The sequence below is a fragment of the Mesonia sp. K4-1 genome (assembly GCF_008017825.1).
Taxonomy (GTDB): Bacteria; Bacteroidota; Bacteroidia; order Flavobacteriales; family Flavobacteriaceae; genus Mesonia.
Map to the genome: position 1 here is coordinate 282,726 of NZ_VRLS01000012.1, position 13,352 is coordinate 296,077.

The 13,352-nt window shown below is 32.5% G+C and carries 17 protein-coding genes and 1 tRNA gene; 4 read left to right on the plus strand and 14 right to left on the minus strand.

Features of this window, described 5'->3' with window-relative positions; genetic code table 11:
• Nucleotides 1-326 precede the first annotated feature (326 nt).
• From rseP to FT986_RS02440, 3 genes are all read left to right on the plus strand, one after another.
• Entirely contained in the window at nucleotides 327-1,646 is a 1,320-nt protein-coding gene (gene rseP / locus FT986_RS02430; RefSeq protein ID WP_147863664.1) for an RIP metalloprotease RseP, read from the plus strand.
• A gap of 86 nt (nucleotides 1,647-1,732) precedes the next feature.
• Nucleotides 1,733-1,806: transfer RNA gene (locus FT986_RS02435), tRNA-Asn, on the plus strand.
• Between the two features lie 100 nt (nucleotides 1,807-1,906).
• Nucleotides 1,907-3,106 carry a site-specific integrase gene (locus FT986_RS02440; RefSeq protein ID WP_147863665.1) on the plus strand — a complete coding sequence of 400 codons (1,200 nt, stop codon included), beginning with the start codon at nucleotides 1,907-1,909 and terminating at the stop codon, nucleotides 3,104-3,106.
• Between the two features lie 89 nt (nucleotides 3,107-3,195).
• Here FT986_RS02440 and FT986_RS02445 read toward each other — a convergent pair whose 3' ends face one another.
• A complete protein-coding gene (locus FT986_RS02445; RefSeq protein ID WP_147863666.1) occupies nucleotides 3,196-3,606 on the minus strand; it encodes a type II toxin-antitoxin system HicB family antitoxin in 411 nt (136 codons plus the stop codon).
• Between the two features lie 91 nt (nucleotides 3,607-3,697).
• Nucleotides 3,698-3,880 carry a type II toxin-antitoxin system HicA family toxin gene (locus FT986_RS02450; protein ID WP_147863667.1) on the minus strand — a complete coding sequence of 61 codons (183 nt, stop codon included), beginning with the start codon at nucleotides 3,878-3,880 and terminating at the stop codon, nucleotides 3,698-3,700.
• A 67-nt stretch (nucleotides 3,881-3,947) separates the two neighbouring features.
• On the opposite strand from FT986_RS02450, the gene FT986_RS02455 reads away from it, so the two are divergent.
• Entirely contained in the window at nucleotides 3,948-4,223 is a 276-nt protein-coding gene (locus FT986_RS02455) for a hypothetical protein (RefSeq protein WP_147863668.1), read from the plus strand.
• A 2-nt stretch (nucleotides 4,224-4,225) separates the two neighbouring features.
• On the opposite strand, the gene FT986_RS02460 is transcribed toward FT986_RS02455, so the two are convergent.
• The 12 genes from FT986_RS02460 to FT986_RS02515 form a co-directional block, all read right to left on the minus strand.
• Entirely contained in the window at nucleotides 4,226-5,329 is a 1,104-nt protein-coding gene (locus FT986_RS02460) for a hypothetical protein (RefSeq protein WP_147863669.1), read from the minus strand.
• On the minus strand, nucleotides 5,329-5,580 hold the full coding sequence (locus FT986_RS02465; RefSeq protein ID WP_147863670.1) for a hypothetical protein: 252 nt from the start codon (nucleotides 5,578-5,580) through the stop codon (nucleotides 5,329-5,331). Before FT986_RS02465 ends, FT986_RS02460 begins: the two co-directional genes overlap by 1 nt.
• Nucleotides 5,581-5,738: 158 nt before the next feature.
• Nucleotides 5,739-6,236: a hypothetical protein gene (locus tag FT986_RS02470; RefSeq protein WP_147863671.1), complete on the minus strand. Its 498-nt coding sequence runs from the start codon at nucleotides 6,234-6,236 to the stop codon at nucleotides 5,739-5,741.
• Nucleotides 6,236-6,763, minus strand: a complete 528-nt coding sequence (locus tag FT986_RS02475) for a lysozyme (RefSeq protein ID WP_147863672.1) — start codon at nucleotides 6,761-6,763, stop codon at nucleotides 6,236-6,238. Before FT986_RS02475 ends, FT986_RS02470 begins: the two co-directional genes overlap by 1 nt.
• Before the next feature lies 1 nt (nucleotide 6,764).
• Nucleotides 6,765-7,139, minus strand: coding sequence for a hypothetical protein (locus tag FT986_RS02480; protein ID WP_147863673.1), 375 nt, complete (start codon nucleotides 7,137-7,139; stop codon nucleotides 6,765-6,767).
• A 3-nt stretch (nucleotides 7,140-7,142) separates the two neighbouring features.
• Nucleotides 7,143-7,628 (minus strand): hypothetical protein, encoded by a 486-nt coding sequence (locus tag FT986_RS02485; protein WP_147863674.1) that lies wholly within the window; start codon nucleotides 7,626-7,628, stop codon nucleotides 7,143-7,145.
• 3 nt (nucleotides 7,629-7,631) lie between these two features.
• Nucleotides 7,632-8,537 carry a hypothetical protein gene (locus tag FT986_RS02490; RefSeq protein ID WP_147863675.1) on the minus strand — a complete coding sequence of 302 codons (906 nt, stop codon included), beginning with the start codon at nucleotides 8,535-8,537 and terminating at the stop codon, nucleotides 7,632-7,634.
• Between the two features lie 2 nt (nucleotides 8,538-8,539).
• Nucleotides 8,540-10,327 (minus strand): hypothetical protein, encoded by a 1,788-nt coding sequence (locus FT986_RS02495; protein WP_147863676.1) that lies wholly within the window; start codon nucleotides 10,325-10,327, stop codon nucleotides 8,540-8,542.
• A complete protein-coding gene (locus FT986_RS02500) occupies nucleotides 10,321-10,842 on the minus strand; it encodes a hypothetical protein (RefSeq protein ID WP_147863677.1) in 522 nt (173 codons plus the stop codon). Before FT986_RS02500 ends, FT986_RS02495 begins: the two co-directional genes overlap by 7 nt.
• Nucleotides 10,811-11,983: a hypothetical protein gene (locus FT986_RS02505; RefSeq protein WP_147863678.1), complete on the minus strand. Its 1,173-nt coding sequence runs from the start codon at nucleotides 11,981-11,983 to the stop codon at nucleotides 10,811-10,813. Before FT986_RS02505 ends, FT986_RS02500 begins: the two co-directional genes overlap by 32 nt.
• A 6-nt stretch (nucleotides 11,984-11,989) precedes the next feature.
• Nucleotides 11,990-12,655, minus strand: coding sequence for a hypothetical protein (locus tag FT986_RS02510; protein ID WP_187248554.1), 666 nt, complete (start codon nucleotides 12,653-12,655; stop codon nucleotides 11,990-11,992).
• Between the two features lie 86 nt (nucleotides 12,656-12,741).
• Entirely contained in the window at nucleotides 12,742-13,341 is a 600-nt protein-coding gene (locus FT986_RS02515; protein WP_147863680.1) for a hypothetical protein, read from the minus strand.
• Nucleotides 13,342-13,352 lie beyond the last annotated feature (11 nt).

Sequence of the window (13,352 nt, forward strand, 5' to 3'; positions counted from 1 at the left end):
TGGCTGAGAGGATGAAATATGTAGGCAAATTTATTCCGCTAAGGAAATCTAAAATGTTTTATTTATTTACGCTTTCGCGGAAAAAAGAGTTCAAACTATAACAATCAAAAAATCGAGTTAAGCTAATGATTTTGTATTACGAATGAATTAACACAAAGGAAAATAAGGGAGTGTTTTTCTAAGCGGAAAGAAAAGATTACTTTTGTGCGATTTTAGAAACCAAGAGCTTCCATTTACATAAAGGAGGTTACGATTAAAAACCACTTTAATTTTTCGAGAGAAGTCTCTAAAAGTTAAATTATTATAAAGAATTAAGAAAAACGATTATGAGTCCATTTGCTATAAAAGCCATACAATTACTTTTAAGTTTATCATTTTTAATTGTTCTTCATGAATTAGGACATTTTATCCCAGCTAAACTATTTAAAACAAGGGTAGAAAAATTCTTCTTATTTTTTGATGTAAAGTTTGCACTATTCAAGAAGAAAATAGGAGGAACCGAGTACGGAATAGGTTGGTTACCCCTTGGTGGATACGTGAAAATAGCCGGAATGATCGATGAGAGTATGGACAAAGAACAAATGGCAAAACCACCACAACCTTGGGAGTTTAGAAGCAAGCCAGCTTGGCAACGTCTTATTATTATGTTAGGAGGTGTGACGGTAAACGTTCTTTTAGGATTTCTTATTTATATGATGGTTCTATTTGTTTGGGGTAGTGATTTTGTAACTAAAGATGATATTCCAGACGGGTTTGCAGTGGCACAACCGTTAGAAGAATTTGGGTTTAAAGATGGAGATCGAATTTTAGAAGTTAACGGAGAAGAATTTGAAAATCAAATTGCCATTAATCAGCATTTTATGGTTAGGGATGTAGAAACGGTAAAAGTTCTACATCAAGATGGTTCTCGACAATTAATTAATATTCCTGAAGATATAGGGACGCAGTTGTTTCAAGCAGGCCATATGAAACCATTTAATAGAATGGCGTCTACAACAATAGATTCTGTAGTTGATAATTCTATAGCTAAAAAAATAGATTTAAGAAAGGGGGATGAAGTGATTGCATTTAATAATGAGCCTCTTTCAAAATGGCAAGATTTTCAAGAAAAGAAAACTAATTTAGAGTCACTAAGCGGGACTTTAACCATCTTACGGGATGGGAATGAACAAGAAATCCCATTCACTTTAAATGAGGATAAAGAATTTGGAGTGTTTCCTGAGGCGAAACCCGTAAATATTCAAACAAGAGAATACAGTGTGGGAGAAAGTATAGCTAAAGGCTTTGATTATGGGTATTGGACTCTACATGATTATGCAGCCCAATTTAAATATGTATTTACTAAGAAGGGAGCTACTCAAGTGGGTGGTTTTGGAGCGATAGGGAATCTTTTCCCAGATGCTTGGGACTGGAGAGCTTTTTGGGGAACAACGGCACTTATATCTATGATTTTGGCATTTATGAATATCTTGCCTATTCCTGCTTTAGATGGAGGTCACGTCATGTTTTTATTGTATGAAATTATTACTGGAAGAAAACCAAACGATAAATTTATGGAGTATGCTCAAATGGTTGGATTCTTCATTCTCATTGCTTTAGTGCTTTTTGCCAATGGTAATGATGTCTACCGATGGTTATTTGATTAAAAAAAATTAAAAAAATGTTTGCGCAAACTAAAAAAGGTTTTATATTTGCATCCGCTAAGCAGTTATTGTGAAGCAAAGACATAAACTCCTCTTTAGCTCAGTTGGTTAGAGCATCTGACTGTTAATCAGAGGGTCCTTGGTTCGAGCCCAAGAAGAGGAGCAAAAGCCTAAAAGTCGCACCACAATTGACTTTTAGGCTTTTTTTTAACACTTACTTTTAGCCCTGTCATTTATTAATCGTTAATAAAATCGTTAATAAAATGGCAAAACGAATTCTACTTCCAAACGGATGCTCCATGAGCACTCCATCAGTCAATCCCAAAAATTATAAAACTGGTGGCCAAACTCTTTTGAACAAAGATTGGTACATTCAATACTATTTTTATGATCCTACTTCTTTGAGAAAAAAGAAGCTTTGCATTGTAAAAGGTATGAATGAGTATAAGGACCTCAAGGAAAGGAGGGAGGTAACAAGGATTTTAATTCAGAATGAGATTCACGAAAATAGGCAAGGTTTTAATCCAATATTAGATAAATATGTAGTGGTAGAAAATTTGAATGAAGCTGAACTGCATGGAGATCTTGATTTCATAACAGCTTTTCAAATCGCTCTTACAAAAGTTGAAGCTTCAGAAAAGCATATTTATCAAATTGAATGTGCAATTAAGAGAATTGCAAAAGCGGCCAAAAAACTCAATAAATTAGATCTAACAATTTCGGAGCTACAAAGAAAGGATTTGAAATTGATGTTTGAAAATTGCAACCTTCCTGATAATTATTTTAATAAATACATCAAGTACATTTCACGAATATTTGTTGAGCTTTTGGAATATGAATGTTGTCAAACAAATTTAACCAGAGACATAAGAAGCAAAAAAACAGTTAGGAAGAAAAGAGAGACTCTTAATTCATTTGAATTGAAAACTGTACTAAATTATTTGGAAGAAAATTATTATGAATTTTGGAGATATGCAATGATATTTCTTTATTCTGGAGGTAGATCAACAGAATTTTTTTCACTGAAAAAAGAGGATGTAAATTTAGATATCCAAGAATTCAATGTAACTATAAAAAAAGGGAATCAATACAAAGAAGTTACGAAGGTCATTCTCAAGCCAGTTATTAATTTATGGAAAGAGTTATTACAAGAAGCTAAAAACGGAGATTATATATTCTCTAAAGGATTAAAACCAGGCAAAACAAATGTGAATTCTAATCAAATAACAAGGCGCTGGTATCGGCTTGTAAAAAATTCAGATAAGATTAAATATGATGATGGTAAAATATTAAAAATTACTGCAGATTTTTATTCTTTAAAACATAGTTTTTTAGATACCTTAGAAATTGATAAAGCTATGAAAATGGCTTGTCATACAACTTCCAAAACTACCTCCATCTATCAGGTGAATAAAGAAAAAAGAGATCGAGAAATGTTGAAGCAAATTGATGTTAGTTTATAAATCCTTTAAATTCTTCTTAAATTTTAAAAGGGATAAAAAAAATGGAGCACAAAAAGTGCTCCATTAGAAATCAAGTTCAAAGTATTAATTTAAAGATGTACCGAAAGTAGCTCTTCACCTAATTCGTGAATTGCTTTCTCAATTTGTTTGGCTCGTTCTTCCGAGGCGTTTGCCTTTCCTGTTGCGTATTGACGCATTAATGATGCGTTTATTTTTGCCTTGTCAGCAATTGCAGAAATCTTAATTTCAGGTAATAGTTTAAAAAATGATGGAATGTCTAATTTGTATTCGAAGCCTTTAAAATTTTGCACTTCTTTTAACCAATTTTCATCCTCTTCTTCTGCAAGTTCCAAATAATCGTCATAGGCTTGACGTAAGTTTTCTTTTAATTCCTCTAAAGAATTTCCATAAGCAGTAACTACACCTGGAATATTTTGTGTAGTACCCCAATAGATCCCGTCGTCTGCTTTTTCGACGTAGACTACGATTTTGCGTTCCATTCTGTACGATTTTAAGTTATGATGCTGTAAATTATTCCCGACAGCATCTAACGGGTTGTATATTATATCAGTGATAAAGAAAAGGCGGGGGTTAATTTAACCCCGCCTGTTTTAGAATTGATTTAACCGTTCCTTTCGGTACATCTTTTTTTGGATGCGGTATTGTTACAATTCCTTTTTTGGTTGGATGTTTGAAATGGTGGTGACTACCTTTAGTCCTAACAATGTACCATCCATCTTTTTCAACCATCTTTATCAAAGAACTACTTTTCATAATTCAAATATATAACAAAATAGTTATATAACAAAATAGTTATGTTTTTTTGTACTATTTTTGTAAAATGAAACGTCCCTTATTCATCAATACTAATACTGAAGCGATTACTGAAGCGCTAAAAAAAATAGGTAAAGGAAGATTAGAAGCTGCTATTAAGATCAAGGATTTAGAAATGCCAAAGCGGAAAGCTAAATTTCTAATTGAGTGGCAAGGGAATCGAGGGGTTTTAAAATATGCTTATTCTACTTATGCTAATAAACCAGAGTACACGGATATTGCTATCTTACATAATGAGGAACTCCCTGAATTTGGATGGGAGATTAAATGGTATAGGTATTAAACTTACTTTTTATTTTTCTTATTTATTGCACCAAAAATAATTAGTGCAATAATTTCAATAGGGATTATCCAATACCAATCAATAATTTTGAACAACCATAAGTATGGAATTGCAAATACAATTCCTGCAATCATATTACCTTTTAAAAAATTTTTATTTAATAACCCATTAATCTTTACCTTTAAACACTGAAAAATTAATTTTAATAATATCCAGGTTATCAGGGAGAAAATTATTTTTTTAATCCAAGATGTAAATAGATACTCTTCTTTTAAAAAAACAAAAAGAAATAAAATAATAGTTAATATATAGAAAAGTATATTAATTCCTAAGCCAAAATTTTTGTAAAACCTATTCTTCGATTTTTCTTGATAGACGTAGGTAAAATTTATATTAAGAATTTTATCGTGATTTAAACAAAAGTTATGTCCGGGTATTTCCTTTTTTAATGTATCTATGTATTCACCGTTAATGTCATTGATTATTTTATATCTATAAACCTCTGTCAAAACAATTGTTTCTAATTGGTTATTTTCTTGAGATAAGAAATAATCAGTCACTTTCCCAGAATATAATTTTGTTTTTTCATTTGTGTCTATTAAAACATCTGCTTCTGCATAACCAAAAACTAAGTTTTCCTCGGGTTTTTCTTTGTAGGTTCCGTTAAAAATTTTCTCCCAGTAATTATTGTATTTGAATAATTTAATAGCTTTAGCATTAAATAAATAAGCCAACCCGCCAAAAATTGCAGAAAATAAATATAGGGCAAATATGAAGATGAAGAAATCTCCATATGTATCTTCAATTTCACCTTGTTCAGGTAATTGATTTGAAGATAAAGTATTAAATGTCTCCTTTATTGTTTGATAGGATAAAGAATCTAAAAGTGGTAAATCTAATATTGTGTTAGATATAAAAAAAAGAAGGGAAACTAAACCTAACATCAATAGGCTTGTTAACATTGTCCATAAAAATCTTTCAAAAAGATTCCCTTGACTAAATTGTTTAGAATGAACTGAACTAAAATAAAATTTCCGGGCAATAAGACCCGGAAATAAAAATATCATTAAATAAATTATAGTATTAAGAGCAATATTTAACTCCATTAACTCACTACAATTTTAATTGTTTTATTATTACTTAAAGTAATCTTTTTACTTTTTGTACTTCCTGTTTTAAGTTCAGAAACTGTACTATTTAAAAGATCTTTGTCCTCTTTATTTTCAAACTTATTCAAAAATTCTTTATTTATTAAGGACTCATTTATAAATAAAGATGAAACACCAGAAGTAAAAGATCCTAATGCAAACAGCATACTTTCATAACTTTCGTGAAGAAATGGAATAATAGTTTTCATGATTTGAGATTATAGTATGGACAAATATATATATAGAAAAGCTTGAGGAGCACAAAATTTTCATAAACATTTATTATTTAGAAACATTTTAAATAATACATTAAGCCCTTATGTTACATATTAACGGTGATTTTCAAAATAAATTGCTTAATAGCTTTTCAAATTAAAGAATATAGATTTTGATAAACCCACAACCCGAAAAATAAAATTAACCCAGCTCCCAATAGCCAAATCCACCAAGGATAAACGTATTTGACAATCTCAGTTTCCTTTGATTCTTTGCTTCTAAATAACTTTTTCAAGTTGATGCTATCATTTACAAATTTGGTTCGATAATAACTTTCGTAACTATTTGAAATACTATCTAAATTTGTTTTAAGATAAATTTTACCATCTTGAATATGGTATTGAGTATAATTATTGCCAGTACCTACTTTTCCACTTTGTTCATCATCACAATCCATAATGGTTTCAAAGTACACGGGCTTAGTAATTTCTTTTTCTTTAGTGATGATAATGGTATCAAAGACTCTTTTCTCCTGATAAACAGTATCTATTTTTACTGTTTCTTTTACTTCAGTTGAGATTTTTTTACTTCTACAAGAGCTAAAGCAAATTGATAGAATTAATATTTTAATAACTATTATATTTCTCATTACACACTCAATTTATATTCACGTTCATAGTTAATTCCTGCAAAGATTTCCCACTCATCATTTCTTCGGTATCTTAATCCTTTCAATGGGATTCCTTGAGCTGTAATATATTTAGTAGTAAACCATTTTTTAATCTTAGCTTGGGTAGCTTTTCCATTTACGAGCTGATACATTGTCTGAGAAATACCACAATTATAAGCGTGGGAAACTAAAGCATCATATTGATTCTGTGTAACTCGAGTTTTGAGGTTTCTAAGTACCAACTTCTCTACTTTGGCTATATCCGATTTAAGAAACTTATTTGCATCTGAAATAGTTTTTATTTTTCGGTATGGTAAAACCATATTAATTGTAGGGTAATCACCTACTTTTATAAACTTTCCGTTTTTTGTCATAGCGTGACCCCAACCCTCAGTCCATATTCCTGCACCATCTAATTTGGGCTGTAAACCTATTGCGCGCAGATCTCCATCGTGCAATGATTCATATTTTTTGATGAACTCAATTATTTTTTGACTTGCTTTCATTTTATTGATTTTTTAAGCGTTCCCTCAATTTTTCATTTTCATTTCTAAGATTAGCTAGTTCTTCTTTGAGCTGGCTATTTTCACTCATCAACTTTGATATTTCTCTATGCAGCTTTCTATTATCTTCTTGAAGTAACATTAATGATTTGCGTTGATCTCTGTTTTCAATTTTAACTTCTTTAAGATCACTTCTCAGGTGATTTACATCTTCTTTAATTTGACTGGTGAGTGTATCATAGACCGATTGTACATTGCTTAATGCATCTGCTTCAGACTTCTTGAGGTCTGCTTTGCGGAATTTATACCCTGTAAAGAATGTGAGAACTGGAGCTACTACACCAATAATCCACTGCCAATTGTCTATGATTGTTTTCATTCTTTACTCTGTTACTGGTTCTTGGTATTCAAAGTTTTCTCCAATGGGTAAATTCTCTATAAGTACAGCTTGTTTTACCCAATCGATTGCGAGCTGCTTTAGCGGTTGTTCTTTGAATTCTAAACCTGAATCATAGGAGGTTTCAAAATTGAAATAAAGCTTTACACGGTCATAAGAAGGTCGGCCCCATTGCACAATTTTAGTTTTGTCATAAGTACCACCATTTGTAATAAATTGTATGATTTCAATTTCATTACCAGCACCATCATCAATAAGAGTATCTAAGTGACTTTCCGTAAAGATTAACTTACTTTTTTCTATGGTTTGTTCTTTGGTATTTGCATCTAAATAGAGGAGCTTAAATTCTACTTCTAACCTTTTTAACTTGGGGTTTGTTGTATAATTTTCAGTTTCTATATAAGGATTTTCAAACATTCCTTTTTCAGGTCTATTTGAATGGTAGATGTTATTTTTACTTGTGAATTTCATAGTTTAATAAATAAATAGTTCGTTTAATTTAGAGTTGAAATCTGATATTTCGAACGGTGTTAAAACTCCGCTAGCTATAGCTCCAAACTGAAAATTTGTATCTCGTAGCCCCCTTCCCGTGTCGTAGCCTGCGCCAATTAAAAAATCTAAATTATCTAATACATCTCCAGAAACTGATTTAGTCTCTTGGTGTATCGAATCAATATATAAAGACATCTCGACTCCAAGACTAGCTGTAAACGCCGAAAAATGAGACGTATTTTGAAATATCTCTGTAGTGGTATTATCTAAAAAGCCATTATTGTTGGGAGTTGTCCAGTATCGAATTTGATAATCAAACCCATCTACGTATTGATGTCTGAACCCTTTAAAGTTACTTTCACTGGTAGAGAATACAAAACCAAACCTATTACTGGACAGGGCGTTTAATTTTGTCAGACTAGAGAAACTGCCGTCTATGGCGTCAACTTTAGACCCTATAAAACCGCTTGATTCATCCTCGAAGTATAAGGCAGTATTTTTCCCCTCTTTTACAATTTCTCCGTTTCTGACTAAAAAAACAAAAGTATTTCCCGATGGAAAAACCCTTTCTACATACTCCTCCCCTGAAATTAGGCAGAATAAACTAGAGACCCTTATGTCTGAAGTGGGTGTGATTATGTCTTTTAGTTTTTCAATAGAAGGGGTGGTGGACGTGCTTAAGTTACTTTCTAAGGATATTCTTTTTTTGTTGTCAAAAAACACATATTTTTCTACTCCGCCGTCCCATATTTTTATAGGGTAGTCTATTGTCGCCTGTGCTGGTTTGAACAAAGCAAACAACCTAGCTAAATTATAACCTGAAAAATCGGGTATAGTACCTAAGTTTTCTATCCTTCTTCCAAAGCCAAATCTTTGTCCTGTATTCATATCTAAATTAAATTTCCTTCCATCATATATTCTCCTGTAGCTACCTCGTAAGAAGTACCAAAAGAATGCTCTTCCGCTACCAATTGAGCAACTGAATTACCTTCCGTGTCCTTCAAGATTTTATTCCCCTTCGCAATCGTTAATTGACCTCCAGAAAGGACTTTGATGTTGAAGTTGAAATCGTCGGGATATATTCCTGAATAGGTAAGAGTAACGGATCCTGTAATGATTAATAGCTTCCCATTATGAACTGGTAGCAAATTTCCACTCGAGGAAATATTTACTCGAGCATATTTATCTGCTTTGTTGGCTGTGAGGTTATCTATTAAAGTCTTTAAATCTTCAGCAGTACCAACATACGCTCCTTTTTCAAGCTTGTTATCTAAAGCTCCTTGAAGTCCTGCTATATTACCAATTGAAAGGTTTTGTAAATCATCCTTATTTTGTTTGATGTAATCAACAATCTCCTGTAACTCATCAAGAGTTGTATCATCTGAACTTAAAAGAGTATTAATTGCATCTATAAACCCTTTTAATATACGACCTTGATTTGCTGTTAATGCTTTATCTGTAGCGGTAGAAGTCAATGCATCTACTAGCTCTACAGTTGAGCCTCCCCCTGCTTCAACAAATTTCCGTTCCGCTCTAAATGCTATTTTATCATCAGCAAATCCCCAATCATCATTTGAGCCCAATAACCAAAATTTGTAACCATTTTGAGTAACATCTGGAACTGTTGGAAAATCGAACTTCGGGTTGCCACGCATTAAAAGTCGACAATTTATAAAGTCATAATTATTGGATATTTTTTGACCGAAATAGAAATCTGTATCTGTCTCCATCATTACAAAATCTTCACCGCCCAAACTGTTAGGATCTGCGTTTGCAATTACATCTGTTAAATGGTAATGTGCATAGTCGTACTGAGTATCATCTAAGTTTTGACGTGTGGCGAATGAACTTAGATCTTGTGGAGCTGGAGGTGTTTGACTTACCTCTGAAAAATCTGATTCATATACTTCTTGAGATTCTGGGCTGTTGGAAAGATTACCAATTAAAGTTTGATTACCAATAAAATGATAAATGAAAGATACTCCATTTCTAGTGGTTTGGAATATAACTGTTCTATCCGTATTAATTTGATACACTTCATTATTTGCATTGATATATGCAGAAATTAGAACGGTACCTATTTCTCCAAGGTTATGATTTACATTTTCATAATTATCTAAAGTATAACCTAAATAATTGATACTTGTTGTACCCTGTAATTGAGTGCCACCAAACCCATAATTTCCTCCACTTAGCTTAAACTCCCACCAATGTATTTCTGGGTTATAATTATTTATTTGATATTGAGTTTGATTCTTGTAAGTGTAAAATTTTACAATCTCATTACCAGGAATGTTGAAATTCGGCAATTGATTAATTTTTTTAATAACCTTAACGTCTCTGGAATTATCATTGTCACTCCAATTAATATAGATGTATTTATTAGTGATCCTTATGTTGTTAAATGTAGAGTTACCACCTCCCTCAACAGTATCTCCAATTTTTCTAAAAAGAACTAAAGCAATTCCATCTAGAACCTCGTTTGCTGATTGAAAAGAGTTTCCATTGAGTGAAAATTGAGAATAATGGGTATAAGATAACAACTCATCACGCGTATCATAAGCATTTACAATGCGAATCTTATCACCAGAAACATATGCGTGAAAATTTCTTACATAGGTTTTTCCATTCAATTTGAATGACTTTTCTCCTGAAGTATGTTGAATATTTATTACCATTTCATTGCTCGAATTACTATATCATCTCCTTTTATTGATTCACTACAATCATTGCAATCTTTATAATTGATTTTTTTACGATCCATATACTTTGCAACATCTTCAAAAACCTTATTTGCATTCTGTCTGTTTGCATAATAGATGTCTTTTTTCTCTGAATATGGCAAGGGCTCTGATTGCGGCGTTTTCTTTGTAACTAAACCGTGAGAAGTACTTACTGCACCGCTATTGAGTACGAATCTTGCATAAGTGAAATATGAAATAACCAGCTCAACACCTTGATGATAATGGGTTTTATTTTCAAATTCGTATTCTTGGCCAACTACTATTTTATCAAATGGATCTTGATCTTTATTTTTAAGCATATCATAATAGAAATCCTCACAAACCAATGGTTTGAAGTCAAACTCTTGAGCTTCACGAATGAATCTATCAAAATCCCTTTCATTGTAACCAATAGCTACTTGAAGGAACTGCTCAACTTTACTCTTCGTTATTAGAAGTGGTTGTATCATCTTCTTCTATTGTTCCATCTTCCATAAGAGAATAAAGTCCAATAGACCAATCTCCGGAAGGATTAATATTTATATGATAATTGCGATATAGTTCAGAGAATAACCGCTCAATTTTTTTTCTGTCTTTTGATGTTGTTTTATTGTATAAACTTTCAGCAGCTCTTAGATCATCTCCTGAAGAGTTTCCAAGTTTGCCCTGAACAAAGTCCAATAATTGTGTAGGTATTTTAAAAGGCTTTCTTATATAGTTTGCAGAGCTTTCTTCAAAGTGCTTGTATTTATCTGCTTTGGTTTCATCTTTTAGGAAATCAAATTTGAATTTAGATTCTTCTCCAGCATCAGAATTAAAATCATCTTCAACCATAAGAATCCCTCCTGCATTCTCATTACCATAAACAGTTTTTACATTGGTTTCAAATGAAGATTGTTTTGTTGAAGATTCAAATTTCTTATGTCTCAATATCCAAGCATCTTTAAATCCTTTTCGAACCATACGATTATAGTGAAGCCCTAAGTTTGCTTCAGTATCTGAAAACATATAACATCCTTCAACCAGGCTTTCAGAATACGTACCCTTCAAGTTGTTTAATTTGAAATAAAGTATTTGACCTTTGTAATTATCCCAGCCTCCATCGCGTTCAACTTGTGCCTGAATTACTTCTTTTCTTGGATTATAGGTGTCATAAACTTTTATCTTTTTCTTATCTGCAAGCCTATCCCAACCATCAGGATTGAGAATAATTTTACCACTATAATTTTTATCATCTTTCTTTCCTACTCGACAAAAATCATAGGGAATTACATTGTGTTCAGTCTTTTCAAATGCTGCATTGAAAGATATGTGAATAAATACACCTTGTTCTTCAGCTAAATCAGGAGTTATTTCAAAAAGTAAATCCTCTGGAGAACGAGATTCAAGTAAATTTTCGGTTGGTTCTTCCATCATTTCAGCAACGAATCCAGAACCACCTATAAATGATTCATAGATTTCTACACATTGCTTAGTTGTTGGAGATGCTTTAATGAGATTTTCTACCAAAACAGGGTAGAGGTTATCTTCTCCATTGAAAATAACCCCTAACTGCTTGTTATATACCTCCTTTTTTTTGCGGCTTTCAACCGAAATAACTTTGCTATCCATTAGCTATTACTCTTTTTCAGTAATTACTTTCTTTTCGGCCACTTGTTTAACTAAATCTTCCTTTGAAGCTCGAGAACCAAATTCATAATTATGCTTTTTAGCATAGTCTTTAATTTCATCCATCGTCATTGGTTCTAACTGTTCCGCTGTAAGATTTCCAGATTCAGTATTAGCCTTTAATTCCGCTTCTTTCTTTGCTTCAGCAGCTGCCTTTTCTTCTTCAGCTCGTTTTGCATCCTCAGCTTCTTTTCTAGCAGCTTCTTTTTTGGCATCTTCTTCAGCTTTTGCTTGAGCTTTGCGTTCTGCTTCCTCTCGTGCTGCTTGTTTTTCAGCTTCAGCAGCTGCCTTTTCTTCTTCAGCTTTTTCTTTTTTCAATCTCTCAATTGCACCTTTAGGCATTTTAGCAAATAGGGCCGAACGGTTAAGATTCTGCTTTAAAATTTCTTCAGCGATTTCATCTGTAATATTCAAATCTGAATAATACTTGTTAGTACCTTTTACGTGTACAACGGCACCGCTTTTCATTCGATATTCTCTTTCTGATTTACTCATAATTCCCTCTGTATTAAGATTTATAGATTGTAATTTTTTAATGTAGCCTGAAAGCTTTTCTGAACAATGCAAACAAGCATAGCCTGTGTACTCTTCATAGGCTTCCAGTACATACTTCAAAAGGGGCTTACCGTTATGGTTTGCCCCGTTTAGAATTTCCTTAGAGCTATGCTCTTGGATAAGTGATATTTTATCCTTTAGATTCATTATACTTCTGGATCAACTGGTTCTGTGAAACTGTTAGTTTCTAACCACGCTTTTGTGGTTGCATAATCAGTATCTAAGAATACTTTAGGAGGTGTGCTTTCTTCCTCACCTTCTTTTGTTGCAACTTCTAAGGTTGCTACTCCAGAATTAGCAGATGAATCATATTCAAATGAACTCATAAGCATTCCAGATTCAAAACCAGCTAACTCAAAGAATAGTTCTCCATTTTCACCACCATCTACTTTTTCAACGATTGAGAAAATTCTAGCTCCATCAGTAATTTCTTGAATTCTCTCACGCTCGTTAAGACCTCGATACATAATGTTTAATGTATCTGTGTGAGTAAATCCATTACCGTAATCTCCAACTACACCAGAAGCTTTTAAAACGTGTGTTTTATCATTTCCTTTAGCAGGATATATTTTTGCATCTTGTTTTAAAACCAAAGTTGTAATTCCGTTTCTTCGGCTTACCATTACCGTGGCTTCTTTGTCAATGTCATCTACATTTCCATACCACTTGTTTTTGATACCCGATTTAGGCTTGTAACCGCAAATCTTATTGAAGTTACCACCTAATTCATTTATACATTCTTCCATAACAATCAGTT

Excerpts from the sequence above, each read along its gene's own strand:
- FT986_RS02460 (WP_147863669.1), bottom strand. The coding sequence starts at position 5,329 with ATGGAGTTAAATATTGCTCTTAATACTATAATTTATTTAATGATATTT.
- FT986_RS02490 (WP_147863675.1), bottom strand. The coding sequence starts at position 8,537 with ATGAATACAGGACAAAGATTTGGCTTTGGAAGAAGGATAGAAAACTTA.
- FT986_RS02515 (WP_147863680.1), bottom strand. The coding sequence starts at position 13,341 with ATGGAAGAATGTATAAATGAATTAGGTGGTAACTTCAATAAGATTTGC.
- FT986_RS02440 (WP_147863665.1), top strand. The coding sequence starts at position 1,907 with ATGGCAAAACGAATTCTACTTCCAAACGGATGCTCCATGAGCACTCCA.
- FT986_RS02465 (WP_147863670.1), bottom strand. The coding sequence starts at position 5,580 with ATGAAAACTATTATTCCATTTCTTCACGAAAGTTATGAAAGTATGCTG.
- rseP (WP_147863664.1), top strand. The coding sequence starts at position 327 with ATGAGTCCATTTGCTATAAAAGCCATACAATTACTTTTAAGTTTATCA.
- FT986_RS02450 (WP_147863667.1), bottom strand. The coding sequence starts at position 3,880 with ATGAAAAGTAGTTCTTTGATAAAGATGGTTGAAAAAGATGGATGGTAC.
- FT986_RS02475 (WP_147863672.1), bottom strand. The coding sequence starts at position 6,763 with ATGAAAGCAAGTCAAAAAATAATTGAGTTCATCAAAAAATATGAATCA.
- FT986_RS02480 (WP_147863673.1), bottom strand. The coding sequence starts at position 7,139 with ATGAAAACAATCATAGACAATTGGCAGTGGATTATTGGTGTAGTAGCT.
- FT986_RS02445 (WP_147863666.1), bottom strand. The coding sequence starts at position 3,606 with ATGGAACGCAAAATCGTAGTCTACGTCGAAAAAGCAGACGACGGGATC.
- FT986_RS02495 (WP_147863676.1), bottom strand. The coding sequence starts at position 10,327 with ATGGTAATAAATATTCAACATACTTCAGGAGAAAAGTCATTCAAATTG.
- FT986_RS02485 (WP_147863674.1), bottom strand. The coding sequence starts at position 7,628 with ATGAAATTCACAAGTAAAAATAACATCTACCATTCAAATAGACCTGAA.
- FT986_RS02505 (WP_147863678.1), bottom strand. The coding sequence starts at position 11,983 with ATGGATAGCAAAGTTATTTCGGTTGAAAGCCGCAAAAAAAAGGAGGTA.
- FT986_RS02470 (WP_147863671.1), bottom strand. The coding sequence starts at position 6,236 with ATGAGAAATATAATAGTTATTAAAATATTAATTCTATCAATTTGCTTT.
- FT986_RS02500 (WP_147863677.1), bottom strand. The coding sequence starts at position 10,842 with ATGATACAACCACTTCTAATAACGAAGAGTAAAGTTGAGCAGTTCCTT.
- FT986_RS02455 (WP_147863668.1), top strand. The coding sequence starts at position 3,948 with ATGAAACGTCCCTTATTCATCAATACTAATACTGAAGCGATTACTGAA.